The 24,429-nt window shown below is 73.4% G+C and carries 24 protein-coding genes; 15 read left to right on the forward strand and 9 right to left on the reverse strand.

Annotated elements, in window-relative coordinates; translation table 11 throughout:
* Nucleotides 1-561: 561 nt before the first annotated feature.
* The 11 genes from ACZ6QO_RS04980 (at nucleotide 562) to ACZ6QO_RS05030 (ending at nucleotide 11,399) form a co-directional block, all read left to right on the forward strand.
* The gene (locus ACZ6QO_RS04980; protein WP_465847760.1) at nucleotides 562-1,857 is read left to right on the forward strand and encodes an ABC transporter substrate-binding protein; all 1,296 of its coding nucleotides are present in this window, start codon (nucleotides 562-564) and stop codon (nucleotides 1,855-1,857) included.
* The gene (locus ACZ6QO_RS04985; RefSeq protein ID WP_465847761.1) at nucleotides 1,821-2,801 is read left to right on the forward strand and encodes a carbohydrate ABC transporter permease; all 981 of its coding nucleotides are present in this window, start codon (nucleotides 1,821-1,823) and stop codon (nucleotides 2,799-2,801) included. The genes ACZ6QO_RS04980 and ACZ6QO_RS04985 overlap by 37 nt, the downstream gene beginning before the upstream one ends.
* Nucleotides 2,798-3,697 (forward strand): carbohydrate ABC transporter permease, encoded by a 900-nt coding sequence (locus ACZ6QO_RS04990; protein WP_465847763.1) that lies wholly within the window; start codon nucleotides 2,798-2,800, stop codon nucleotides 3,695-3,697. Before ACZ6QO_RS04985 ends, ACZ6QO_RS04990 begins: the two co-directional genes overlap by 4 nt.
* Before the next feature lie 119 nt (nucleotides 3,698-3,816).
* Complete coding sequence (locus ACZ6QO_RS04995; protein ID WP_465847765.1) at nucleotides 3,817-4,521, forward strand: FadR/GntR family transcriptional regulator; 705 nt, start codon at nucleotides 3,817-3,819, stop codon at nucleotides 4,519-4,521.
* On the forward strand, nucleotides 4,518-5,663 hold the full coding sequence (dgoD, locus tag ACZ6QO_RS05000) for a galactonate dehydratase (RefSeq protein WP_465847767.1): 1,146 nt from the start codon (nucleotides 4,518-4,520) through the stop codon (nucleotides 5,661-5,663). The genes ACZ6QO_RS04995 and dgoD overlap by 4 nt, the downstream gene beginning before the upstream one ends.
* A complete protein-coding gene (locus ACZ6QO_RS05005) occupies nucleotides 5,657-6,526 on the forward strand; it encodes a hypothetical protein (protein ID WP_465847769.1) in 870 nt (289 codons plus the stop codon). The genes dgoD and ACZ6QO_RS05005 overlap by 7 nt, the downstream gene beginning before the upstream one ends.
* Nucleotides 6,527-6,575: 49 nt before the next feature.
* The gene (locus tag ACZ6QO_RS05010) at nucleotides 6,576-7,241 is read left to right on the forward strand and encodes a bifunctional 4-hydroxy-2-oxoglutarate aldolase/2-dehydro-3-deoxy-phosphogluconate aldolase (RefSeq protein ID WP_465847770.1); all 666 of its coding nucleotides are present in this window, start codon (nucleotides 6,576-6,578) and stop codon (nucleotides 7,239-7,241) included.
* A complete protein-coding gene (locus tag ACZ6QO_RS05015) occupies nucleotides 7,238-8,188 on the forward strand; it encodes a sugar kinase (RefSeq protein WP_465847772.1) in 951 nt (316 codons plus the stop codon). The genes ACZ6QO_RS05010 and ACZ6QO_RS05015 overlap by 4 nt, the downstream gene beginning before the upstream one ends.
* 128 nt (nucleotides 8,189-8,316) lie before the next feature.
* Nucleotides 8,317-9,153 carry an SMP-30/gluconolactonase/LRE family protein gene (locus ACZ6QO_RS05020; protein ID WP_465847774.1) on the forward strand — a complete coding sequence of 279 codons (837 nt, stop codon included), beginning with the start codon at nucleotides 8,317-8,319 and terminating at the stop codon, nucleotides 9,151-9,153.
* A gap of 311 nt (nucleotides 9,154-9,464) precedes the next feature.
* The gene (locus ACZ6QO_RS05025) at nucleotides 9,465-10,499 is read left to right on the forward strand and encodes an ADP-ribosylglycohydrolase family protein (RefSeq protein ID WP_465847775.1); all 1,035 of its coding nucleotides are present in this window, start codon (nucleotides 9,465-9,467) and stop codon (nucleotides 10,497-10,499) included.
* 171 nt (nucleotides 10,500-10,670) lie between these two features.
* Entirely contained in the window at nucleotides 10,671-11,399 is a 729-nt protein-coding gene (locus ACZ6QO_RS05030; RefSeq protein ID WP_465847777.1) for a ferritin-like domain-containing protein, read from the forward strand.
* A 19-nt stretch (nucleotides 11,400-11,418) separates the two neighbouring features.
* On the opposite strand, the gene ACZ6QO_RS05035 is transcribed toward ACZ6QO_RS05030, so the two are convergent.
* Entirely contained in the window at nucleotides 11,419-12,219 is an 801-nt protein-coding gene (locus tag ACZ6QO_RS05035; protein ID WP_465847778.1) for an AraC family transcriptional regulator, read from the reverse strand.
* A 156-nt stretch (nucleotides 12,220-12,375) separates the two neighbouring features.
* Here ACZ6QO_RS05035 and ACZ6QO_RS05040 point away from each other — a divergent pair, with 156 nt between their 5' ends.
* Nucleotides 12,376-13,119, forward strand: a complete 744-nt coding sequence (locus ACZ6QO_RS05040) for an alpha/beta fold hydrolase (protein ID WP_465847779.1) — start codon at nucleotides 12,376-12,378, stop codon at nucleotides 13,117-13,119.
* On the opposite strand, the gene ACZ6QO_RS05045 is transcribed toward ACZ6QO_RS05040, so the two are convergent.
* From ACZ6QO_RS05045 to ribA, 3 genes are all read right to left on the reverse strand, one after another.
* Nucleotides 13,080-14,543 carry an SMP-30/gluconolactonase/LRE family protein gene (locus ACZ6QO_RS05045; RefSeq protein WP_465847781.1) on the reverse strand — a complete coding sequence of 488 codons (1,464 nt, stop codon included), beginning with the start codon at nucleotides 14,541-14,543 and terminating at the stop codon, nucleotides 13,080-13,082. The two genes, ACZ6QO_RS05040 and ACZ6QO_RS05045, sit on opposite strands and share 40 nt — an antisense overlap.
* Nucleotides 14,544-14,944: 401 nt before the next feature.
* The gene (locus tag ACZ6QO_RS05050; RefSeq protein WP_465847783.1) at nucleotides 14,945-15,751 is read right to left on the reverse strand and encodes an inositol monophosphatase family protein; all 807 of its coding nucleotides are present in this window, start codon (nucleotides 15,749-15,751) and stop codon (nucleotides 14,945-14,947) included.
* Nucleotide 15,752: 1 nt separating this feature from the next.
* A complete protein-coding gene (ribA, locus tag ACZ6QO_RS05055) occupies nucleotides 15,753-16,406 on the reverse strand; it encodes a GTP cyclohydrolase II (protein WP_465847784.1) in 654 nt (217 codons plus the stop codon).
* 100 nt (nucleotides 16,407-16,506) lie between these two features.
* Here ribA and ACZ6QO_RS05060 point away from each other — a divergent pair, with 100 nt between their 5' ends.
* Nucleotides 16,507-17,232, forward strand: a complete 726-nt coding sequence (locus ACZ6QO_RS05060; protein ID WP_465847786.1) for a creatininase family protein — start codon at nucleotides 16,507-16,509, stop codon at nucleotides 17,230-17,232.
* Here the strand turns inward: ACZ6QO_RS05060 and ACZ6QO_RS05065 are convergent.
* Genes ACZ6QO_RS05065 through ACZ6QO_RS05085 form a run of 5 tightly spaced genes read right to left on the reverse strand, consistent with a single transcriptional unit; the run spans nucleotide 17,146 to nucleotide 21,646 of the window.
* Complete coding sequence (locus ACZ6QO_RS05065) at nucleotides 17,146-18,240, reverse strand: lysylphosphatidylglycerol synthase transmembrane domain-containing protein (protein WP_465847788.1); 1,095 nt, start codon at nucleotides 18,238-18,240, stop codon at nucleotides 17,146-17,148. The two genes, ACZ6QO_RS05060 and ACZ6QO_RS05065, sit on opposite strands and share 87 nt — an antisense overlap.
* Nucleotides 18,241-18,257: 17 nt before the next feature.
* Nucleotides 18,258-19,109: a class I SAM-dependent methyltransferase gene (locus tag ACZ6QO_RS05070; RefSeq protein WP_465847790.1), complete on the reverse strand. Its 852-nt coding sequence runs from the start codon at nucleotides 19,107-19,109 to the stop codon at nucleotides 18,258-18,260.
* Nucleotides 19,106-20,233: a glycosyltransferase family 4 protein gene (locus ACZ6QO_RS05075; protein WP_465847792.1), complete on the reverse strand. Its 1,128-nt coding sequence runs from the start codon at nucleotides 20,231-20,233 to the stop codon at nucleotides 19,106-19,108. Before ACZ6QO_RS05075 ends, ACZ6QO_RS05070 begins: the two co-directional genes overlap by 4 nt.
* Nucleotides 20,230-20,628 (reverse strand): 6-pyruvoyl trahydropterin synthase family protein, encoded by a 399-nt coding sequence (locus tag ACZ6QO_RS05080; protein WP_465847793.1) that lies wholly within the window; start codon nucleotides 20,626-20,628, stop codon nucleotides 20,230-20,232. The genes ACZ6QO_RS05075 and ACZ6QO_RS05080 overlap by 4 nt, the downstream gene beginning before the upstream one ends.
* 31 nt (nucleotides 20,629-20,659) lie before the next feature.
* Nucleotides 20,660-21,646 carry a zinc-dependent alcohol dehydrogenase gene (locus ACZ6QO_RS05085; RefSeq protein ID WP_465847795.1) on the reverse strand — a complete coding sequence of 329 codons (987 nt, stop codon included), beginning with the start codon at nucleotides 21,644-21,646 and terminating at the stop codon, nucleotides 20,660-20,662.
* A gap of 108 nt (nucleotides 21,647-21,754) precedes the next feature.
* Here ACZ6QO_RS05085 and ACZ6QO_RS05090 point away from each other — a divergent pair, with 108 nt between their 5' ends.
* A complete protein-coding gene (locus tag ACZ6QO_RS05090; protein ID WP_465847796.1) occupies nucleotides 21,755-22,606 on the forward strand; it encodes a CDP-alcohol phosphatidyltransferase family protein in 852 nt (283 codons plus the stop codon).
* A gap of 118 nt (nucleotides 22,607-22,724) precedes the next feature.
* A complete protein-coding gene (locus ACZ6QO_RS05095; protein WP_465847797.1) occupies nucleotides 22,725-24,419 on the forward strand; it encodes a sulfatase-like hydrolase/transferase in 1,695 nt (564 codons plus the stop codon).
* Nucleotides 24,420-24,429: the final 10 nt, after the last annotated feature.

Genomic DNA, 24,429 nt, shown 5'->3' on the forward strand with positions numbered 1-24,429 from the left:
AGAGGTACGGCCGGGTCCCCGTGCCAGTTGGACGCGAACACCACCGCACCGGATGTCACGGAAGGCCTACATGTTCACTCCGGAGAGTGATCCCAGCGGCCGGGAGGCCCTTCTCCTCTCCCCACTGGGAGAACGCGCGATGCAGCCGCGCCCGTATGGGCTTGGAGCCGTCTCGCAATACAGCCTGGTACAGCCGTGTCGTCGACCTCACTGTCCGCCCTTCGGTCCGCCGGGTGAGAGGTACGGCCGGGTCCCCGTGCCAGTTGGACGCGAACACCACCGCACCGGATGTCACGGAAGGCCTACATGTTCACTCCGGAGAGTGATCCCAGGGGCGGGAATCGCCCGACTGCGATGCCGGCGGCGAGACATCCGGCAGGTCGTTCGTCGTGGGACGCCGCGCTCGCACCGTCAGCGCCCTCAGGTGGTCCACGACCATGCGCCCGGCCGGTCTAACTTTTCATTTCTTATGAATAGTTATTGACGCTGCGCCCGCCGGGATGCCACTGTGTGCTTCGACCTGGCCGCCCCTTACTCCCCCTGCTCCTCCGGAGGCCACCCTTGAACCACCCCAATGTGAGCCGTCGCGGCTTTCTCGCCGGCCTCGGCGCGCTCGGCATGACGTCGGCGCTGGGCGCGTGCGCGACGAGCACCTCCTCGGGCCCGGCCGCGGCCGGGAGCGGCGCCACGTCCAAGGCCCTGCAGCTGAAGTCCCGCGAGACCAGCGACAAGAGCCGCAAGGCCATGCAGGCGCTGCTGGACGAGTTCGTCAGGAGCAACCCGCAGTACAAGCCGACGCTGAACACGATGGAGGCGGCGGCCTTCCAGCAGCAGATCCGCGCCGACCTCGCGCTCGCCACGCCGCCGGACGTGCTCACCTGGTTCGCCGGCGAGATCGCCGGGAACTTCGCCAAGCAGGGACTGCTGCTGGACGCGACCTCGGCGTTCCCCGCCGAGGGCTACAGCGAGCAGTTCGCCGGGCTGTCCTCCGACGCCTCCGGCAAGAAGATCTTCATCCCGACCAACTACTACTGGTGGGGCATGTTCTACCGCACCTCCTTCTTCGAGAAGTGGGGTGTCTCCGAGCCGAAGACCTGGGACGAGTTCATCGCGCTCTGCAAGACCCTGAAGGGCAAGGGCGTCAGCCCGCTGGCCCTGCCGCTCGCCGACGCCGCCTGGCTCACCGCGTCCTGGTTCGACTACCTGAACCTGCGCGTCAACGGCGCGGCGTTCCACCGCGCGCTGCTCGCGGGGCAGGAGAGCTACGCCGACCCCCGGGTGGCCAAGGTGCTGGACGTCTGGCGGGAGGTGCTGCCCTATCTGGACCCGGCGGGCAAGGGCCTGTCCTTCCAGGAGGGCTCGGCCAAGTGGCAGCAGGGCAAGGACGCCATCTTCCTGTGCGGGCCGTTCCTCGCCGACGCCATGCCGGCCGAGGTGAAGGCCGACGTCAACTTCTTCCAGTTCCCAATCGTCGACCCGGCCGTGCCGGTGGCCGAGGAGGCGCCGCTGGACGGCTTCATCGCCAGCGCGCACACCGCCAACCCCGACGGAGCGCTCGCGTTCCTGAAGTACGCCGCCACCCCGGCGGCCCAGGAGCTCTACCTCAAGATCTCCGAGAACACCGTCATCCCCGCCAACAGCCAGGCGAAGTCCCCCTTCACGACGCCGCTGCTGGAGAAGGGGCGCTCGATGGTCGCCGCGGCCGCCGACGTGACGCAGTTCTTCAACCGCGACTCCAACGACGACCAGCTCAACGCGCTCACCACGGCGCTGGTGAAGTTCATCGACCGGCCCGGCGAGGCCGGCGACATCCTCAAGCAGTGGCAGAGCGACTCGGCCAAGGCTCGCGGCAACTGACGATGGCCGCTTCCGCCAAGGCGTTCTCGCACGGCTCCCGCGGCGCCGGTTCCCGGTACGGGGACCGGCGGCGCGGGGCGCGCGAGAAGGCCGTCCTCCTCGCCTTCGTGCTCGTGCCCTTCGCGGTGGAGATGCTGTGGACCTTCTGGCCGGCGCTCAACAGCGTCTACATCTCGCTGACCCGGTGGGACGGCATCTCGCCGCCGGTGTTCGTCGGGATGGACAACTACCTGCGCATGTGGTCCGACGAGACCTTCCGCGCGGCGCTCGGCAACACCGTGGTGTGGCTGGCGCTGTTCGGCGGGCTGTCGGTGCTCGGCGGGCTGGGACTCGCGCTGCTGCTCGACCGGCCCCGCCGGGGGGTGGGCTTCTACCGCGCCGTGTTCTTCCTGCCGGTGGTGTTCTCCATGGTGGTCTCCGCCCTGGTCTGGCGGATGATCTACCAGCCGGACGGCCTGGTCAACGGGCTGCTCACCGCGGCCGGGCTGGAGGAGTGGACGCGCATCTGGCTCGGCGACCCCGACACCGCCCTGTACGCGCTGATCGTGCCCGCGCTGTGGCGCCAGATCGGCTACGTCATGGTGCTGTTCCTGGCGGGGCTGAAGACGGTCGACCCGCTGCTGCACGAGGCGGCCAAGATGGACGGCGCCACCGCCGTCGAACGGTTCCGGTACGTCACGCTGCCGCAGCTTCGCCCGATCAGCACCGTGGTGCTCGCGGTCACCGTGATCGACGCCCTGCGCTCGTTCGACATCGTGTGGGCGCTCACCAAGGGCGGCCCGTACCACTCCTCCGAGCTGCTCAGCACCTACCAGTTCTCGACCGGCGTGCTGGGCTCCCAGCTCGGCTACGGCTCGGCGCTCGCCGTCGTGATCTTCGTGCTCACCATGGCGACGATCGTCGTCTACCTGGTCCGCAGCCTGCGTGAGGAGGAGACCGCATGACCGCGACGACCACGAAGAGCGCGAAGACGGCGAAGAGCGCGAAGACCCCGAAGACGGTGAAGCCCGCGAAGACGGCGAAGACCCGGCTCCGGCCCTGGTTGTTCCACGGGCCGATGGGCATCCTGGCCGCGCTGTGGCTGCTCCCGCTCGCGCTGGTGCTGGTGACGTCGCTGCGCACCTTCGACGACCTCGCGGCGCGCGGGCTCGCCAGCCTGCCCGGCGGCCTGACGATCGGCGCCTACCAGCAGGCCCTCGACGCGGGGGAGTGGCGGGCGATCGGCAACAGCCTGCTCATCACGGTGCCCGTCGTCGTCGTGACGCTCATCCTCGCGTCGATGGCGGCCTACGCCCTGGCCCGGTACCGCATCCCCTTCCGCAGGACGCTGCTGCTGCTCATGCTGGCCGGCAACCTGCTGCCCGCACAGCTGCTGCTCATCCCGGTGCTCAAGCTGACCGAGCGGTTCGGCGTGTTCGACAGTCGCATCGGCATGATCGTGGTGCTGACGGCCGTCGGCCTCGGCTTCTACACCTTCGTCCTGCACGGCTTCATGCGGGGCATCCCCGACGAGATCACCCAGGCGGCCAAGATCGACGGGGCCACCGTCTTCGGCGTCTACCTGCGCATCGTGCTGCCGCTCACCAAGCCGGCGCTGGCCGCGCTCGGGTCGCTGGCCTTCACCTGGACGTTCAACGACCTGCTGTGGGCCATCACCCTGCTGCGCGACGAGACCAAGCTGCCGGTGACCCCGGCCATCCTCGGCATGCAAGGGCAGTACTTCTCCTCATGGAACGTCATCGCCGCCGCCACGGTCCTGGCGGCGATCCCCACGGTGATCGTGTTCCTGCGGTTCCAGCGCTACTTCATCTCGGGCCTGTTGATCGGATCCTCGAAGTGACCGCCGGGGCGATGGCCGCCGGGCCCGGCGGCCTGCGGGAGCGCGCCCGCCGGTGGACGGCGAGGGTGGCGCGGTGAGAGATTCCGCATGATCACTTACCTGATACGAGGACGGCGAAATTGAGCGCTTACCCGGGCCGAGGCGTACACGGGCAGGTCGTCGAGGCGATCGGCCGGCGGATCGTCAGCGGCCAGGAGGCCCCGGGCGTCACCCTCAACGTGGACGCGCTGGAGATCACCTACGACGTCAGCAAGACCGTCGTGCGTGAGGCGCTCAAGGTCCTCGCGGCCAAGGGCCTGGTGGACGCCAGGCCCAAGCGCGGCACCTTCGTCCGCCCCCGTTCCGAGTGGAGCCTGCTCGACCCCGACCTGCTGCGCTGGCAGTTCGAGGCCCCGGCGGGAAGCGGCCTGCTCGACGACCTGTACGAGGTGCGGACCATCGTCGAACCCGCCGGAGCCCGGCTGGCCGCCGTCCGCCGCACCGACGAGGACGTGGCCCGGCTTGAGGCCACGCTCGCGGCGGCCGCCTCCGGCGCCGGAGCCGAGGAGATCGTCGAGGCGGACCTCGCCTTCCACCGCCAGCTCCTCGAAGCCTCGCGCAACGAGCTGCTGATCCGGATGGAGTACATCATCGAGATCGGGCTGCGAGCCCGTGACCTGCTCGTCCACGGCGAAGGCCACCAGGACGACTTCCTGCCTCCCCACCAGGCCGTGCTCGACGCCGTCCGGGCCGCGGACCCCGACGGCGCCGAGCGGGCGATGCGCGCGCTGCTGGAGCAGGCCGCCAAGGACGAGCAGGAGATCAAGAATCGGGGACGACAATGAAGATCGTTAAGGTCGAGACCTTCCTCGTGCCGCCACGCTGGCTGTTCTGCCGCGTGGAGACCGACGAGGGGGTGGTCGGCTGGGGCGAGCCGGTCGTGGAGGGCCGCGCCGAGGCGGTGCGGGCGGCCGTCGACATCCTGGCGGAGTACCTGGTCGGACGCGACCCGCTGCGCATCGAGGACCACTGGCAGGTCATGGCCAACGGCGGCTTCTACCGTGGCGGGCCCGTGCTCTCCAGCGCGCTGGCCGGCCTCGACCAGGCTCTGTGGGACATCGCGGGCAAGACCTACGGCGTGCCCGTCCACGCGCTGCTCGGCGGGCCGGTCCGCGACCGGGTCCGCATGTACGCGTGGGTCGGCGGCGACGACCCCGGCGAACTGGCAGAGAGCATCGCCGCCCGGGTCGAGGCCGGCTTCACCGCGGTCAAGATGAACGCGGGCGGGCGCATGCCGGCCGCCGCGACCCTCGCCGACGTCACCGGCGTCGTGGACCGGGTCGCGCTCGCCAGGGAGGTGCTCGGCCCGGCCAGGGACGTGGCCGTGGACTTCCACGGCAGGACCAGCGCGGCCGACGCGCGGCGCATCCTGCCGCTCATCGCCCCCTACCAGCCGATGTTCGCCGAGGAACCGGTGCTGCCCGACCGGCCCCAGCTGCTGCGCGACGTCGTCACGGCGAGCAGCGTCCCGGTCGCGACCGGCGAGCGGCTGTACTCGCGATGGGACTTCCGGCAGGCGCTCGAAGCCGGCGTCGCCGTCGTGCAGCCCGACCTGTCCCACGCCGGAGGCATCTCCGAGACCCGCAGGATCGCCGCCCTCGCCGAGGTGTGGGACGCCAAGCTGGCGCCGCACTGCCCGCTCGGACCCATCGCGCTCGCCGCGAGCCTGCAGGTGGCCTTCGCCACGCCGAACTTCCTCATCCAGGAGCACTCGATCGGCATCCACTACAACGAAGGGGCCGACCTCCTCGACTACGTCGTCGACACCGAGGTGTTCCGCTTCACCGACGGGCACGCCTCACGGCCGCAGGCCCCCGGGCTCGGCGTGCGGATCGACGAGGCCGCGGTCAGGCGGGCCGACGAGAAGGGGCACGCCTGGCGCAACCCCGTCTGGCGCCACGACGACGGCGGGCTCGCCGAATGGTGACGGCCCCGGTCCCGCTGCGCGCCCGCTTCGACCTGGCCCAGGGCGGCAGGTGGACCTCGCTGGCCGGCGGCGGCCGCGAGTGGCTGTGGTCCCGCCCCGACCCCGCCCGCGCCCGCGTGGCCCCCGGTTCGGAGTTCGTGGACGCGGGAGGTCTCGAAGAGTGCGTGCCGACGGTGCGCGGCCGTCCCGACCACGGCGACGCCTGGAGCCGCCCCTGGACGGGAACGGCGGCCTCCGCCGTCGTGACCTGCGACGACTTCGAGCTGCGGCGGGAGGTCGCCGAGGAGGCGGGCGCGGTCGCGGCCGTCTACCGGCTGTCGGCCGACCCCGGGTACGCGTTCGTGTGGGCCGCGCACGCGCTGCTCGACCTCGGCGAGCGTGCGACGCTCGGCCTTCCCGCGGGCGTGCCCGTCCGGGTGTTCCCGGAGGCCGCCCCGCTGCTGGACCGTCCCTGGCCCGCCGGCGCCGCGTACCTGGAGGGTGCCTGGCCGGCGCCGGCCGGGCTCGCGCTGGACCGGCTCGGCCCGGACGACGGGACGGCGGTGGGCGCCGTGGCCCGCTGCGCGGCCGTCCGCGTCGCCGACGGCGCCGACGTGCTCCACCTGCGCGTGGAGGCGCCCGCCGCGGTGCCCGTCTCCATCGCCCTCTGGCGCAACCTCGGCGGGTTCCCCGCCCACGCGCCGTACCGCAGCGTCGGCGTCGAGCCCATGCTCGGCGCGATGTTCGACCTCGCGGAAGCGGGCCCGGGCGACGCCGCTGTGGTCCCGCCCTCCGGCGAACTGACCTGGCGACTGGTCCTGACCGCGGAACGGACGACCGATGACCCGGCACGATCGGTCGCCGGTGGGACGGATGACCGATGAGCGATGAGCGATGAGCGAGCACGAGTGTTTCTCGGCGGGACGGATGACGATGACCGAATCTGAGTGGTTCCTGGCGGAGCTGGCCGCGCGGAGGCTGCTGGCGATCGTCCGCGGCACCGACGCCGACGCGGCGCTGCGCGCGGTGGTGACGCTGGCGGAGGAGGGCGTGCCCCTCATCGAGGTCTCTCTCGTGACCCCGGACGCGCTCACGGTGATCAGCCGCGCGCGGGCGGCCCTCGGGGACGCCGCCGCCCTCGGCGCCGGCACCGTGATCACCGCCGAGGACGCGCAGCGGGCGGCGGACGCGGGCGCCCGCTACCTCGTCACGCCCGCCGTCAGCGAGGCCGTGCCCGCCGGTCACCGGCTCGGCCTCCCCGTCCTCGCGGGCGCTCTCACCCCGACCGAGGTCGTGACCGCGCTCGGCGACGGAGCGACGGCGATCAAGCTGTTCCCCGCGTCCCTCGGCGGCGTGCGCCACCTGAAGGCGCTGCGCGACCCCTTCCCCCACGCGCCGCTCGTGCCGGTCGGCGGCGTCGGAGCCGCCGAGGCGGTCGACTATCTGCGCGCGGGAGCCATCGCGGTCGGCGTGGGCTCCCCGCTCGTCGGCGACGCGGCCGGCGGCGGGAGCCTCGACGAGCTGAGGGACCGCGTCGCCGCCTTCCGGGAGGCATTGGTGACCAGCGCTCCGCGCTCTGACCCGCGGGGGACGGAGTGATCGACGTCGCCACCTTCGGGGAGACGATGGCCGCCCTGCGGGCGATCGATCCGATCCGGCTCGGCGGCGCGATGCGCCTGTCGGTCGCGGGCGCCGAGTCCACCGTCGCCATCGGCCTCGCCCGCCTGGGCCACCGGGCCCGGTGGACCGGCCTCGTCGGCGACGACGAGACCGGGGCGCTCGTCCTGCGGACGCTGCGGGCCGAAGGCGTGGACGTGGCCCACGCGCGCACCGACCGGCGGGGACCGACCGGGATGATGCTGCTGGAGCGCCGGGTGGGCGACCTGACCCGGGTGATCTACCACCGGTCCGGTTCCGCCGCGTCGTACCTCGCGCCCGAGGACGTCCTGCCCGCGCTCGAGCCAGTCCCCGCGATCCTGCACCTCACCGGCATCACGCCCGCGCTCGGTCCCGGCCCCGCCGCGGCCGTGCGCGCCGCGGCGGAACGGGCGGCGGCGACGCCGGGGACGCGGGTGTGCCTCGACGTCAACTACCGCTCCCGCCTGTGGGAGCGCGACCGGGCGGCCGAGACGCTGCGCGGGCTCGTCCCCTCGCTGTCGGTCGTCGTCGCCTCGCACGACGAACTCGACCTGGTCGCGCCGGCCTCCGCGACGACCGAACGCGACCAGGTGGCCGCGCTGCTGGACGCGGGGGTCGCCGAAGTGGTCGTCAAACGCGGGGCGGGCGGCGCGAGCGGTCACACGTCCGAGGAGAGCGTGCGGGCGCCCGCGCGCCAGGTGCGGGTGACGGACCTGGTCGGCGCGGGCGACGCCTTCGTCGCCGGATACCTGTCGGGCGCGCTCGACGGTCTCGACCTGGCAGGCCGGCTCGGCCGCGCCGTGACCACCGGCGCCTTCGCCGTCGCCTCCCCGGGCGACTGGGAAGGGCTCCCCGCCCGGCACGAGCTGACGCTCCTGGACGCCCTGCCCGGCTCCACCCTGCGCTGAACCGCTGAACCGCTGAACCGCTGAACCGCTGAACCGCTGAACCGCTGAACCGCGGATCTGCTGAATCGCTGATCCGCTGGACGGCTGGACGGCTGGACGGCTGGACCGCTGAAACGAGGTGTGATCGCGTGAACGTCTGGTGCCCGACCTCCTGCGAGCTCGGAGAAGGGGCGCGCTGGGTCGACGGACGGCTGGTGTTCGTCGACATCCTCGCGGGCCGGCTGCTCGACGTCCCGGCCGACCTGCCCGGACCGGCGCGGGTGCTGGCCCAGGTCGACGTGCCGCTCGGCGCGGTGGCCCCGACCCGCTCTCCCGGACGCTGGCTGGCCGCCGCGGGGCAGGGCTTCGCCGTGCTGGACCAGGCGTCCGGCACGCTCGACTGGATCGCCCGGCCGCTGCCCGCGACGTCCCGCATGAACGACGGCGTCTGCGACCCGTCGGGTCGTTTCTGGGCCGGCGGCATGGCCTACGACGCGGCGCCGGGAGCCGGCGTCCTCTACCGGGTCGACCCCGACCTGACCGTCACCGCGGTCAGAACGGGCCTGACCATCCCGAACGGCCCCGCCTTCACCGCCGACGGCCGCACCATGTACCTCGCCGACAGCGCCGAGGGCCGCATCGACCGCCACCAGGTCGACCCCGTCACCGGTGACCTCGGCGAGCCGTCCGCCTTCGCGACGATCACCGGCGGCGGCCCGGACGGGATGACGGTGGACGACGAGGACCATCTGTGGGTCGCGCTCTGGGGCGGCTCCGCCGTCCACCGGTACGCCCCCGATGGCCGGCTCGTCCGCGTCGTCCAGGTTCCCACCCCGCAGCCGACCAGCGTCTGCCTCATCGACGGCCGCCTGTTCGTCACCTCCGCCGCCTACGGCCTGGACCCGGCGCCGCCGGGCGCGGGAGCGGTCTACGCGGTGGACGACATGCCCCACGGCCGCCCGGCGACCCGGTTCCCGCTCGGCTGATCTCTCCTCCGGAGGCCGCGGACGAGCCCGGGGGCGGCCGTGGCGGACGCGAGGTATGCCAGAAGCAGCACCGGTGTCAGTTTCGCCGCGTACGCGCGCCTCGACGGTGAGCCGTGGTCGATGATCATGCTCCTTCGCGAGAGGCGATCGGACCTTTCACTGCGAACTACGCAACGCCGTACGCGACAGGTATAACAGCCCGGCGCGGGCCATCTCCGACGAATCCGGAGCCTGCCAGCCCGGTTCAGCCCGGTACGGCGGAGGTCGTCCGGTTATCGTCGGTGGAGTCTCCCGAGAGAAGGCCGACCGCTGTGCGCGATAACGATGCCATCGACGTCCCTTACCGCGACCGGGTGCGCGGATGCCTGCTCGGCGGGGCGGTCGGTGACGCCCTCGGTGCGCCGATCCGGTCCGACTCGCTGGCGGACATCCGGCGGGGGCACGGGCCGGCCGGGCTGACCGACCTGGCGCCGGACCCGCGCGGCGAGGCCCACCTGGCGCTCGACCCGCGTGCGGAGGTCGGCCTGATCGGCGACGACACCCAGCTGACGCTGTTCACCGTCGAGGGCCTGATCCGCGCCGGCGTACGGGAGCGGGAGAGGGGCATGGCCGCCGTGGTGGACGTCGTCCGCAACGCCTACCGTCGCTGGCTCGACACGCAGACGTACTTCGCGCCGCCACCGCCGGACGGCCTCGTCCGCACCGGCCGGCTCCGCGAGCACCCGTGGCTGTACTCCCGCCGCGCGGAACCCCGCGACACCGTCATCCCGGCGGCCCCGTTCGGCCTCGTCGCCCGCGCCGCGCGCGCCGCCGTCCAGCTCGCCGTCGACTGCGCCGAGATCGCCCACGACGACCCCGCCGGCCACCTCGCGTCCGGGGCCCTGGCCGCCGTCGTCTTCCACATCGTGCGCGGCGGGCCGCTGATGGCGGCCGTGCGGGACACGCTCGACCTGCTCGGCGAGCATCCCGGCCACGAGCGGACCACCGCCGCGATCCAGGCCGCGGTCACCCTGGCCGCCGAGGACACGCCGTCGCCGGAGACGGTGGAAAGACTCGGCGGCGCGCGGGACGCCGGGGAGGCGCTCGCGATCGCCCTCTACTGCGCCCTGGCCGCGGGCGGCGACGTCGAGCGCGCGCTGCTGCTGGCGGTCAACCACTCCGGCGACAGCGGCACCACCGGCGCCATCTGCGGCGCCATCGTGGGAGCCCGGTACGGCCAGGCCGCGCTGCCGAGGCGCTGGCTGGACCGGCTGGAAGGAAAAGACGTCATCGCCCAGCTCGCCGACGACCTCGCCACCCAGGCCGTCGGCGGCCCCGTCGCCCGGGACGAATACCCGGGATGCTGACCCGCACCGGCGCCGTACGGCCCATCACCCCCGGCGGCCATGCGGATGTGGTGGCCATGCGGGGCGCGGCCGCCCGCTGACTCGGCGGCTTCCGGGGGCACCTCCGAGCGACGCTGAACCTCTACAAACCCACCCCCGGCGTCTGCACACCGGGTCCATAGATTCCTGGTCATGACCGTCGATACCGATGATTTCCTGACCTGGCTACGGGACTTCGAGGGCGCGGAGCTGCTGCGGCGAACCTGGGGCGACCCGGACTGGAGCCTCGGCGCACGGCTGGAGCCGAACCTGGTGAGAAGCCTCCAGCGGTTCCAGGTGGGGGAGGACGGCGACGGCCGCGCTCTGGCGGGCAAGGCCGACCGGGCGGGCGATCCGCTGTACGCGAGCGCGATCCGGCTGTTCGTCGACGAGGAGCGCGAGCACGCCCGCCTGCTCGGCCGGCTGCTGGAGGCCGCGGGCGCGGCGACCATCCCGGGCCACTGGACCGACGCCGCCTTCGTCCGCCTGCGGCGGCTCCTCGGCCTGCGGACGGAGCTGATGGTCCTGATGCTCGCCGAGGTCGTCGCGCTCACCTACTACCGGGCCGTGCGCGACGGCGTCCGCGACCTGCTCGCCTCGGACGTCGCCGGCCGGATCCTCGCCGACGAGCTCCGCCACGTGCCGTTCCACTGCGACCGCCTGCGCCGGTCCTTCCGCGACTCCTCCCGGCTCGCGCGGGAGACCGCGCGGGCACTGTGGTGGCTGCTGCTGGCCGGCGCGCTGACCGTGGTGCTCCTCGACCACGGTCACTGCCTGCGCGGCCTCGGCGTCACCCGGACGGGCTTCGCCGGCGACGTCATCGCCGACTTCCGCGCCGTGGTCGCCGACGTGATGTCCCAGGGCCCACCGGATGCCACCTGACCGGCCGACGAGGAAGGTCTCACGGGCGTGGATCGGTTCGATAGCGGCCCGGAGTCGTTCCGACGACGCCGGTGAACGCCGCGATGAAGCCGCTGGGGTTGGCCCATCCGCAGGCGTGGGCGGTCCGGGTGGTGTCGTGGCCGTCGGCCAGGAGCACGAGCGCGTGGTAGACGCGTAGCTGCGTGCGCCATTCGTAGAAGGTCATGCCGAGTTCGTCGCGGAACAGCCGGCTGAGGGTGCGGGAGCCGGCTCCGACCGCCCTCCCGAGTCCGGCCAGCGTGGTGTTGTCCGCCGGGTTCTCATGCAGCATCCGGGCGATGGCCCGCAGCCGGTCGTCCCGCGGTTCGGGCAGGTGCAGCGGCTGTTCGTGTGCTTCGCGCAGCTCGTCGACGAGGACGCGAAGGAGGCGAGCGCGCGCGGAGCGGCTGTAGCCGGGCGCGGCGTCGTCGTGGTTGCGGGGGCCGGTCAGCGCGAGCAGGACCTCGCGGGCGAGGCCGGAGGCGGTGAACACGGCGGGACGCTCGGGCATGAGCCGGGCGAGCGACGGCGACAGGAAGACGATGCGCATGTCGGTGTCGCCGTGGGCGCGGTGGCGGTGCGTGAACCCGGCGGGCGTCCAGGCGACCCGGTTGGCGGGGACGACCGAGGTGCCGCGCTCGGTGACGACCGCCAGGACGCCGCCGGCCGCGTACACCAGGTGCCCCCGTGCGTGCGACCGCGTCGCGCTCGTGCCGCCGGACGGCCAAAGGTGGCGCCCGCCGGACGGCCAGATGTGCGACGTGACGCCGGCGGCCGGATGAGGTTGGCGGCTAACGGGCATCGATCGGCATTCTATCGGTGGCCCGCCACACCTTGGTCTGGCGAGACTTCCCGCATGCGCGGTGGTCTCCGGTCGCGTACAGCGCACCGGCCGGACCACACGGCAGCGAGGCGGCGTGCCTCGATGCCGCGGCGCCTACGAGAAGTGGAGAAGCGCATGGAGACGTTCGTCCTCGTGCCCGGCGGCTGGCACGGCTCCTGGTCGTTCGAGGCGGTGGTCCCGCTGCTGGAACGCGCCGGGCACGCCGTGCACGCCGTGACCCTGACCGGTCTGCGGCCGGACGACGACGAGGCGACGGTCGCGACCGCCAACCTCGACACGCACGCCGGCGACGTACTGCGGCTCCTCGACCGCGCCCACGTCACCGGCGCGACGCTGGTCGGCCACAGCTACGGCGGGATGGTGATCGCCGCCGCCGCCGATCGCGCCGACGGCCGGGTCTCACGGCTGGTGCACCTCGACGCCTATGTGCCACGCGACGGCGAGTCGTGCTGGTCGTCGACGACCGAGCGGTACCGGGAGTTGTTCGCCGCGGGCGCCGCGACCACCGGCTACGCCGTCCGGCCGCCGGACGGCGGCGACCCCCGCCGCCGTCCCCATCCCCTCGCCTCCTTCGTGCAGGCGATCCGGCTCACGGGCGCGCTCGCCCGGGTGCCCCGCCGGGAGTTCGCCTACTGCTCGGGATGGGAGGACCGGACGCCGTTCGCCGGACTGCGCACCCGGCTCCAGGCCGACCCCGGGTGGCGGGTCCACGACCTGCCGACCGGCCACGACGCGATGCGCGAGGCCCCGGAGGCGGTCGCCGCGCTGCTGCTCGGCGACCGCCTCCGGGGCGCGTCGGCGCTCCAGGGACGAGAAGGTCAGTACGGCCAGCCGGGGACGTTCAGCCGGACGCTGTAGAGGCCGAAGTTGCCGGAGTTGCCGCCTCGGGAGGGCGTGCCCGAGGTGATGTACAGCGTCTGCCCGTCGGGGCCGCCGAAGGCGACGTTGGTGGTGTTCATCCCGGCCGAGATGGTGCCGAGCTGCACGCCGGACGGCGAGTACACGTGGACCTTGCCGTCGTTGAAGGACGCCTGGTAGAGGTTGCCGGCGCAGTCGATGGTCGCGCCGTCGGATCCGTTCAGGGACGCGAAGTCGGCGCGCTGGCCGAGGCTGCCGTCGGCGTTGACCGGCCACTTGTAGATCCGTCCCGTGCCGTTGCCGCCGACGTAGAGCGTCCTGCCGTCGGGGGAGAGCACGATGCCGTTGGGCTCCCGGATGGTGTCGTCGATCAGCGACACGACGCCGTTCTTCACCCGGAACACGCCGGTGCGGCCGGACATCTGGTCCGCCCGGTTCGCCCGTTGGAAGTCGGGGTCGGTGAAGTAGACCGTGCCGTCGGCGCCGACGGTGAGGTCGTTCGGCGAGTTGAAGGCGCGGCCCTGGTAGGAGGAGGCCACCACGCCCCGCGTCCGGTCGGGCAGACCGAAGGAGGAGACGCTGCGCTGGTCGTGCGTCGCGGCCAGCAGCGTGCCGCCGTCCCGGCTGAGCGCCAGGCCGTTGCTGCCCGAGCCGGCGATGAAGGTCTCGAACGTGCCCAGGTGGGTGAACCGCAGCACGTCCGCGGGCTGGACGCCCTCCGAGCCGGTGCCGTCGCGCATCAGCGACAGCAGCAGACTCTGTGAGGTGGCGTCCCAGACCGGGCCCTCCAGGAAGTTGAACCCGTCCCGGATCTTCGTGGCCGTCACCGACGTCGACGGCAGCGGGCTGGGATAGCTCGCACCCGGCGTGCACGGCCCGACGCCGGGATGCGGCGTGCTCGGCGTGGGCGTCGGTGTGGGCGGGGGAGTCGGGGTGGGAGTCGGTGTGGGCGTGGGAGTCGGCGTCGGCGTGGGGGTGACCGTCGGGGTGGGGGTGAGGGTCACGGGCCCGCTGCACATGACACCGTTGAGCCAGAACGTGTTGGGCAGAGGATTGGCGCCGGTGAGGCTCGCCTGGAATCCCAGGCCGCTGACCGTGGCGTTGGTGGCGATCGAGCCGTTGTAGGACATGCTGGTAGCGCTCACACGCGCGCCGGACTGCGTCCACGTGGCGTTCCAGCCCCACCCGACCCGCTGGCCTGAGTCGAGGAAGTCGAACTCCAGCTTCCAGCCGTTGACCGGGTCGCCGAGGTTGGTGATGGCCACGTCGCCCTGGAAGCCGCCGTTCCACTGATTCATGATCTTGTAGGTCACCTTGCATCCGGCGGCGGCCGCCGCCGGCATCGTCACCGCTGCGACTCCACCGGCGACGACCAGCGCGGCGGCCAGCCCAGTGGCCGCGACAGCGGCGAGACCTCGTCTCATCTGGCGTCCTTTCGGGAGGCGGCGACGGGCGGACGCCGCCCGCGTCGAAGTGCCGGTCGGGGCGGGATGCACCGGCACGCCACGCGGCGCGCCGCCGACCGAGCCTCCCGAAGTTAACCGACGAACTTGACGGTCGCGATCGGCCGCCGTCACGGCGTCCGCCGTGTGAGACGCGCTGTGACGCGCTTGCACGCGGCGGCCGGTCGCGCGCCGGGCCGCCGGCGGCCTCAGCCTGGGCGAACGCGGCCGCCCGCCCGTCCGGCGCGCCGATCGGCGTCCGGAAGGGGGCCGGGCCGCCGTGCTGAAACGTTCACCTTCGCCGAGCGCGCGGCCGCCCTCGTCCCGGCGGTCGCCTCACGGCGGTCGCCTCACGGCGGTCGTGAACGCGGCATCGCCCGGCTTCACCGCAGGGCGTCGGCGCGGGCCTGGCGGAGGGACGCCATGACGGTCTCTCGCAGGCCGGGGCACAGGGCGATGGTCGCGGCCGAGCCGACGGTGTGCGCGGTGTCGTCCTGGTCGAGCACGACGCCGCCCGCCTCGCGCACCAGAAGCACCCCCGCCATCGTGTCCCACGGCGCGTTCGCCAGGATGACGGACGCGTCGAGCTTCCCCTGCGCCACCCACGCCAGGTCGATCGCCGCCGTCCCGATCATCCGGATCCGCTGCGCCCGGCCGCCGAGCCGGGCCAGCAGCGCCAGCCTGACCCGGTTCTTCGCGTCCGCGTCCGCGCCGACGGCGAAGTCGCCGATCGAGATCATCGCCTCGGACAGGTCCCGGGTCTCCGAGGCGCGGATGCGCTCGTCTCCCATGAACGCCCCGTGCCCGGCCGCGGCGGTGTAGCCGACGCCGAGGAACGGCAGGTCGATGGCGGCCAGCACGCTGTTCTCGCCCTTGACGAGAGCGAGTGACACCGCGCACAACGGGACGCCGCGGGCCAGGTTCGCCGTGCCGTCCACCGGATCGAGGGCCCACCACAGCGCGTCGCCGGCCGAGCCGGTACGTCCGCGCTCTTCGCCGAGGATCCCGATCTCCGGGGTCTCGCGGGACAGGAAGTCACGCACCGCGTCCTCGACGGCGAGGTCGACATCGGTCACCATGTCGCGGTCGCCCTTCGCCATGACCGAGGACGGCATCCGGGACCGGATGATCCGGTGCGCCGTCGCCACGGCTTCCCTGGCGACGGGCAGCAGTTCGAGGTGGCCGGTCACGTCAGGCGCCGGCGGTGCCGCGCCGGCCCTGCGCGACCGTGTCGAGATGCGGCAGATGGTGCCCGAGCCGGTCGCGTTTCGCGATCAGGTAGCGGAGGTTGTGGTCGTTCGCCTGCGCGAGGAGCGGCACACGGGCCGCCACCGCGATGCCGTGCGCTTCGAGGGCGCGGATCTTGTCGGAGTTGTTGGACATCAGCCGGACCGACCTGACTCCCAGGTACTTCAGCACCCGGGCCGCCGGGCCGAAGTCCCGGGTGTCCACCGGAAGGCCGAGCACGGTGGCCGAGTCGACGGTGTCCAGCCCGTCCTCGTCCTGCAACCGGTGGGTGCGCACCTTGGCGACCAGGCCGATGCCGCGGCCCTCGTGCCCGCGCAGGTACACGAGGACACCGCTTCCCGCGTGGACGATCGCGTCGAGCGCGGCGTTGAGCTGATCGCCGCACTCGCACCGCATCGCGGCGAAGATGTCGCCCGTCACGCATTCCGAATGCACCCGGACGAGGACGCCGTCGTGCGTCCTGATGTCACCGAAGACGAGGGCGAGGTGTTCGTGCCCGTCGGCCGGGTCGCGGAACGCGACCGAGCGGAAGGTGCCGTGGCGGGTCACCAGATCGGCCTCGGCGACGTCCTCGCTCGTGATGCTGAGGTCACGCATCTATATCTCCTCGTTTCTCGGCGGTCGATATCGGGCTCGAACCGTCTTCGACGGCTCCGGCTGTTGCGAGATCGCGGGCGGCGGCGGAGGCTGACGATCCATGAACGACTCCGCGTACCTCCTGCCGTTGGCCACCACCACAGAAGAACGGGATCGGCGCGCCGAAGTGGCGCTGCTGCCCATCGGCAGCTTCGAGCAGCACGGGCCGTACCTCCCGCTGGCCACCGATACGATCATCGCCTGCACGATCGCCGGCGAACTCGCGGCCGCCTATCCGGTGCTGCACCTGCCGCCCGTCACCGTCTCGTGCTCCCACGAGCACGAGCACGCGGCCTGGCCGGGAACGGTCAGCGTCTCCGCCGCGACGCTGTACGCCGTGGTCCGGGACATAGCGGCTTCTCTCCAGAGGGCCGGTATCACCAGGCTGGTGCTGGTCAACGGCCATGGCGGAAACTACGTGCTGGGCAACGTCGTCCAGGAGGCCGCGGGGGAGGGGCGGCGTATGGCGGTCTTCCCAGGTGGCGCCGACTGGGAGTCGGCGTGGGCCGCGGCGGGCCTGGAGACCTCCGCCTGGAGCGACATGCACGCGGGAGAACTGGAGACGTCCATCCTTCTGCACGCCCATCCACGGCTGGTCAGGCCCGGTTACGAATCGGGCGACCGGCTGTCCGACGACCGTCAGCACCTGCTCACCCTCGGCATGGCGGCGTACACGGAGTCGGGGGTCATCGGCAGGCCGTCATTGGCTTCGGCGAGCAAGGGAAAGGCCGTTCTCGGCAGCCTGGTCCAGTCGTTCGGCGGCTACCTCGCCGTCCTCGGCTCCTAGCGTCCGTGCCCCTCCGACGGACGCCCCTCCGGCCGACGCCCCTCCGGCTGGCGCCCGTCCGGCCGGCGCGCGATCAGCGGGACCGGTGCCGCGGCGGAGCAGCAGCACCACGGCGCCCGGCAGGCTCGCGGCGAAGGCGAGCACCCCGTACACCACCGCGGTGGTGAGCCCCTGTTCGGCGCCGAGCCCCACGGCGCCGAACGCCACCGCAGAGAAGCCCTCGCGCGGCCCCCATCCGCCGACGTTCACCGGCAGGGCCATCACGAGCAGCGCCAGCAGCGCCAGCGGGACGAGCCGCCCGATCGGCGCGGCCGAGCCCGCGGTGCGCGCGGCGACGAGGAACAGTGCGACGTACCCGAGCAGCACCGCGGCGGACAGCCCCAGCGCGCCCGGCCACGCGTCCCTGGCCAGCAGGCCGCGGCGCAGATCCGCCGCGGCGGTCGCGACCGCGCCCCGCCATCGCGGGATGTCCGGCCTGCGCCAGGCCCAGGTCACGAGCGCGCCGGCGACGGCGAGCCCGCCCAGCAGGGCCGCCGTGATCCCAAGGCCCGGCATGAGGGCGCGGGCCATCGTCGCGGCCAGCGACGGCTCCAGCAGCAGCGCGGTGACGCCCGCGCCGATCAGCACCACCTGGCCGGCGGTCCGTTCCAGCACCACGGCGCGGACGCCGCGGCCGACGTCACCGGCGTACCGTCCATGGCGGAGCGCCCGGTGCGCGTCGCCGAGCACGCCGGCGGGGAGCACCGCGTTGAGGAACAGCGCCCGGTAGTAGTCCGCGACCGCCGTGAGCATCGGCAGCGGCAGGCCGAGCCGGCGCGCCAGCAGCCGCCACCGCCAGACGCTGAGCACGGTGGTCAGCAGTCCGATCAGCAGCGCGGCCAGCACCGCCGGGGCGTCGATCAGCCTGAGCCCGTCGACGAACGCGCCGGTGCCGAGCCGCCATACCAGCACGAGCAGGATGGCCACCGCGACGACCGCGCGCAGCCACGGCCACATCCGCCTCGTCAACGGCGCGTACCGGCTCGTCAACGGCGCGCACCGGTCGCGGGCGCCGGGAGCGCGAGCAGGTCCTCGTGCCCGACCACGACGCGTAACGCGCCGGCCGCGCACGCGTCGAGCCTGCGCCGCAGATAGGCCCGCCCTTCCGGCGCGAGGTCCGGACGCTGCTCACAGGCGGCGCCGACCCAGCCGCGCAGCCACTCGGCGGTCAGCGCCTCCTGGTCCGCGCCGAGCCGCCATGGACTGGGCCGGGTGAGCACCGTGGCGCCCCGTCGCGCGAAGGCGGCCGCGGCGAAGGCGGACGCGTCGGGGCCGAGCAGGCGCCGGCCGGCGGTGACACGGCGCTGGTGGGCGTCGAAGGCGGCGGCGATCTCGGCGTCGAGCGGGTCGGCCGGGCCGAGCTCGACCCGGCCGACCACGGAAAGGGTCAGCAGCGCGGGGAGCCGGGCCTCGGCGCAGGCGTCGGCGAGGCCGTCCACCTCGTCGGCGGTGAGCAGGTCCAGCAACGCGGAGGCGGTCACCAGCGAGGCCCCGGCGAGCTCGCCGGCGCCGAGCCGGGTGACGTCGCCCCGCGCGGCCTCCATCGTGACGGGGCCGCCGTCGGCGGCCGGGCCGCTGACGCCGGCGACGGCGCGCGCGAGCAGGCCGGGGTCCCGGTCGTGCAGGATCCAGTGCTGCGGGCCGGGCAGCCGGGCGGCCAGCCAGCGCCCCATGGCGCCGGTGCCGCAGCCGAGATCACGGATGACCAGCGGGCCGGCGGGCCGGCGCGCGGTCGCCAGGTGGGCGCGCAGCGGGTCGAGCAGGTCCGTCGCGCGGGCCGAGGCGTCGGCTTCTTCGCGCAGTGCCAGCCATCGCGGGCTGAATTCGGGGGCGTTCACGTGGCCGGCCCGGACCGCGGCCGAAGCCGTTCCAGCACCTCCGCCAGGCGTTGTGATGTTACGTCCCATCCGTCCAGCATGCCACGCCTGTCACAAGCCGACCTCCTTATCCGTTCTCTTAGGGCGGGCTCGCCGAGCCAGCGGCGTAGCGCGTCCGCGAGCGCGGCGGGGTCCTCCGGGGGCGTGAGCATCCCGGGGACGCTGCCGTCGGGCGCGCGGCCCAGGGTCTCCGGTACCGCGTCCACGGCCGTCGCCAGCACCGGAATGCCGCGGGCCAGCGCCTCGGTCACCACCATGCCGTACGTCTCGCCGCGTGAGGCCAGCACCACGAGGTCGGCGGCGGCATAGCCGGCGGCGAGCAGTTCGCCGGTGCGCGGACCGGTGAGCCGTACCCGGTCCTGCAGGCCGAGCGCGGCGATCCGCTCACGGAGCCGCGCGACGTACGCGGGGCTGCGGTGCGGGGATCCGACGAGCTCGCAGCTCCACGGCAGGTCGGCAAGCGTTCCGAGGGCCCGCACGAGCAGGTCCTGCCCCTTGCGAGGGGTGAGCGCGGCCACGCAGAGCAGCCGGGACGCGCCGTCGGTGCCGGGAGCGAGCGGCGCGGGGTCGGCGCCGGGCGGGACGACGTGGACCCGCTCGGGGTCGAGACCGTGGTGTACGGCCAGTTCGCGCCCGGCCCACGGGCTGGTCGCCAGCACCGCGGTGGCCGCGTGCAGCGTCGTCCGCTCGCGGGCGTCGAGCTCCTCGGCCAGCGCTGGGGCGATGCCGGTCTCGGCGGCCAGCGGCAGGTGCACCAGCACCGCGAGGCGCAGCCGGCGCGCGTGCGGGAGGACGACCTCGGGGACGCCGCACGCGACCAGCCCGTCCATCAGCACCACGGCGCCGTCGGGGAGGGAGGCGAGCGCCCGTGCCAGCTCGGCGCGGGCGTCCGCGCCGGGTGCCGGCCAGGCGCCGTCGACGGCGACCTCGTGGACCGACCAGCCCGCCGCGGCGAGGCCCTGGCACACGCGCCGGTCATAGGTGTTCCCCCCGCTGGGGACGGTCACGTCGTCCACGTCACCGGGCAGGAAGACGTGCACCGAGCGCGCCGCCGTGCTCATGGACGCGGCGGCGGGCGAGCTCAAAGGGCGCGCTCGTAGCTCGCCCAGGCGACGTGCGACTCGTGCAGGGTGACGGTGATCCCGGCCAGGCCGCGCGCCCCCTCGCCCAGGACTCCCGCGCGCGCCCGGTCGGCGAGCCGGTCGGCGATGACCTTGGCGAGGAACTCCGTCGTGGTGTTGACCCCGGCGAAGGCCGGCTCGTCGTCCAGGTTGCGGAGGTTCAGCTCGCCGAGCACGGCGCCGAGCTCCTGGGTGGCGAGGGCGATGTCGACCACGATGTTGTCGCCGTCGAGCTCGGCCCGGCGGAACGTCGCGTCGACGACGAACGTCGCGCCGTGCAACCGCCGTGCCGGGCCGAAGACCTCGCCGTGGAAGCTGTGCGCGACCATCATGTGGTCGCGAACGGTGACACTGAACAATGCGTCCATCCTCCAGGAGGTCGGCTGCCTGTTAGTCCTCGGCCGGACCATACACGACTCGATGGCACAATCCGGGCAGATCGCCGTTGGCGATGCGGGCCAGCGCGTCGGGCAGGTCCGCGAACGCGCACTCGCCCGTGATCAGCGCGTCGAACGCGGGGTCGGCGAGGAAGCGCATGGCCAGCGACAGCCGATCGGCGTAGGTGCGCCGGGCACGCCTCGCCGGTGACACCGAGCCCACCTGGCTGCCGCGCACGACCAGGCGACGGGAGTGGAAGGCCTCGCCGAGCGGCACGCTGATCCGCCGGTCGCCGTACCAGCTGAGCTCGATGACGGTGCCCTCGGCGGCCAGGAGCTCCAGCGATCGCGCGAGACCGGCCTCGGTGGCGCTGGCGTGCACCACGAGGTCGCACTCCCCGGCGGCCCGCTCGGGCGTCACGAAGCCGACGCCGAGCGCCTCGGCGACGGCCGCCCGCGCCGGATCCACATCGACGAGCTGCACCTGGACGCCCGGGAACCCGGCGAGCAGTCTGGCCACGCAACAGCCGACCATCCCCGCCCCGACGACGGCGACCCGGTCGCCGATGAGCGGCGCCGCGTCCCACAGGGCGTTCACCGCAGTCTCCACCGTGCCGGCCAGCACCGCCCGCGCCGCGGGCACCGCGTCCGGCACGAGGGTCACCGCGCCGACCGGGACGACATAGCGGGTCTGGTGCGGATAGAGGCAGAAGACGGTGCGCCCCTGCCAGGCCGGCGGCCCCTCCTCGACCACCCCCACATTGAGATAGCCGTACTTGACCGGCCCGGGGAAGTCGCCCTCCTGGAAGGGCGCCCGCATCACCTCGTGCTGGCTCGCCGGCACGCCGCCGCGGAAGACGAGGCTCTCCGTGCCCCGGCTCACGCCGGAATAAAGGGTGCGGACCAGGACCTCGCCGGCGGCGGGTTCCGGCACGACGGCCGGCCGAATCTCTCCCTCACCGGGAGATTTAAGCCAGAAAGCATCTGATTTGAGCCGCATCGGCCTCCTCTCCGTATCTCATCGCGAGGGAGTCATCACTGCCCGGAAACGGGTCAGCCGCATGATATTGGACGCCCCGTATCCGGGGTCATGGAGTTGGAGGCGTAGTTGACCACACTGGATTGGCGCGTGCCGGAGGTGCAGGTCCGCGGACCGGCCGCCGGGGTGGGGGCGCAGGTCGTCCTGCTCGTCGTGCTCTGGGCGGACGCGGGCCTGAACTCCGCGGGCCGGCTGGCCGGACTCGCCTGTGCCGTGATCCTCTCGGCCATCCTCACCCGCTCCATGCGCCGGTCCGGGATCAGCTCGCTGGGACCGGCCGGCCTGGTCACCCTGGCCCGCGCCGAGCTGGCCGTAGGCGTCACGGCGCTGGTGACGAGCGGCCTCACCGGCGGGCGGGCGCCGGTCTCGTACATCGTCGCGCTCGCCACGGTGGCGCTGATCCTCGACGGGGTCGACGGCCATGTGGCGCGGCGCACCGGGACCGTGTCGCAGCTCGGGGCGCGGTTCGACATGGAGACCGACGCCTTCCTCATCCTGGTGCTCAGCGTGCACGTGGCCGGATCCACCGGCGTCTGGGTGCTCGCGATCGGCGCCATGCGGTACGCGTTCGTCGCGGCCGCCTGGGCGCTGCCCTGGCTGCGGGCGCCGCTGCCGCCGAGCTTCGCCCGCAAGGCCGTGGCCGCGCTACAGGGCGTCATCCTGGTCGTCGCGAGCGCCGGAGTGGCGCCGCGTTTTGTCGCGGACGGACTGGTCGCGGTGGCGCTGGCGTCGCTCGTGTGGTCGTTCGGCCGCGACATCGGGTGGCTGTGGCGCGACCGGCACCTCGGCCGGTCGCGTGCGCAGGACGGCGGCCGGGCCGGGGAAGTACCGTGGCACCTCATGGAACGGAGCGGCTGGCCATCGGCCGAGGCCGCCCACGCGGCGGCGCCCGGCGAGCCGCGCCTTGTCCAGCACGTTTGAACCACCGGTGGCCGCCGGGCGTATACGTACTCGACGCCGCGAGCCGGCTCGCGCGGCCTCGGCCGGCATCGCGGCGGTGACCGGCGTCACCGGGCCCGGCGTGGAAGGACCTTGAGGATTGTCGTTCATCACGCGCTTCCGCCGGCCGTCGCCGCAGGAAGGGACGGCCCCGAAGGGCGCCCCCGCCGACGCCGGCGCGACCGAACCCGCCGGCGACGCCCCGAGGCGCCCCGTCGCCGCGTGGGTGGCCACCCTCTTCGCCTGCCTGTTCGTGCTGTTCGCCCTCAACGCCCCGAACCAGATCGGGCATCTCACGCCCGGGGCGTTCGCCCGTATCCCACTGGAAGGGCTCATCGGCGTCGCCCTCGTGCTCGTCCTGCCGGCCAGGCCCAGGCGAGTGGCGGCGGCGCTCGCCGGCGCGGCCCTCGCCCTGCTGACGATCGTCAAGTTCGTCGACATGGGCTTCTACGCGGTGCTCCAACGGCCCTTCGACCCGGTGCTCGACTGGGCCTTCTTCGGGAACGCCGTGGACTTCCTCACCGCGTCGTTCGGCCGGGCCGGCGCGGCCGGCTCCATCGTCGCGGTCGCGGTGCTGCTCGTCGGCGTGCTCACCCTGATGACGCTGTCGGTCGTGCGCCTGGCCCGCCTGGTGTCCAGGCACCGCGTCCCGGCGGCCGGCACCACCGGGACGCTCGGGGTCGCCTGGGTCGCCTGCGCCCTGCTCGGTGTGCCGATCGCCCCTGACGTGCCCGCCGCCGCCCTCGTCCGCGACCACGCGGTCCAGGTGGGCGCGAGCCTGCGTGACCAGCGGGTGTTCGCCGCGCAGGCCGCCGTCGACGCCTTCCGCGACACCCCGGGCCAGGACCTGCTGACCGCTCTGCGCGGCAAGGACGTCATCGTCTCCTTCATCGAGAGCTACGGCCGTGACGCGGTCGAGGATCCGGAGTTCGCGCCGCAGGTGGACGCGGTGCTCGACGCGGGGAGCCGCCGGCTGCGCGCGGCCGGGTTCGCCTCCCGCAGCGCCTTCCTCACCTCGCCGACCTTCGGCGGCGGCAGCTGGCTGGCCCATGCCACGCTGCTCTCCGGCCTGTGGGTGAACAACCAGCGGCGCCACGGCGACCTGGTCACGAGCGACCGCCTGACCCTCGGCACCCTGTTCCGGCGCGCGGGCTGGCGGACGGTCGCCGTCATGCCGGGCAACACCAAGGACTGGCCCGAGGGGGCGTTCTACGGCTACGACCGGGTCTACGACTCGCGCAACCTCGGCTATCGCGGCCCGGGCTTCAACTGGGGCACCATGCCCGACCAGTACACCCTGTCGGCCTTCCACCGGCTCGAACGCGCCAAGCCGGGCCACGCGCCGATGATGGTGGAGATGCCCCTGGTCTCCAGCCACGCGCCCTGGGCGCCCATTCCCCGCCTCGTCGACTGGAACGCCGTCGGCGACGGCTCCGTCTTCGGCCCCATCGCCGCCACCGGCGAGTCGCCGGACGCCGTGTGGCGCGACGCCGCCCGGGTGCGCACCGAGTACCGGCGTTCCATCGAGTACACGCTGAGTTCCCTCATCTCCTACGTGGAGACCTACGGCGACGACGATCTCGTGCTCGTCTTCCTCGGCGACCACCAGCCCGCCCCGATCGTCACCGGTGAGGGCGCGAGCCGGGACGTGCCCGTCACGATCGTCGCCCGCGACCGGGCCGTGCTGGACCGGATCTCCGGATGGGGCTGGCAGGACGGCCTGAAGCCCGGCCCGGGAGCCCCGGTCTGGCGGATGGACGCCTTCCGCGACCGCTTCCTCACCGCCTTCAGGTGATCAGACAGAC

The organism is Sphaerisporangium sp. NPDC049457 (assembly GCF_055586705.1).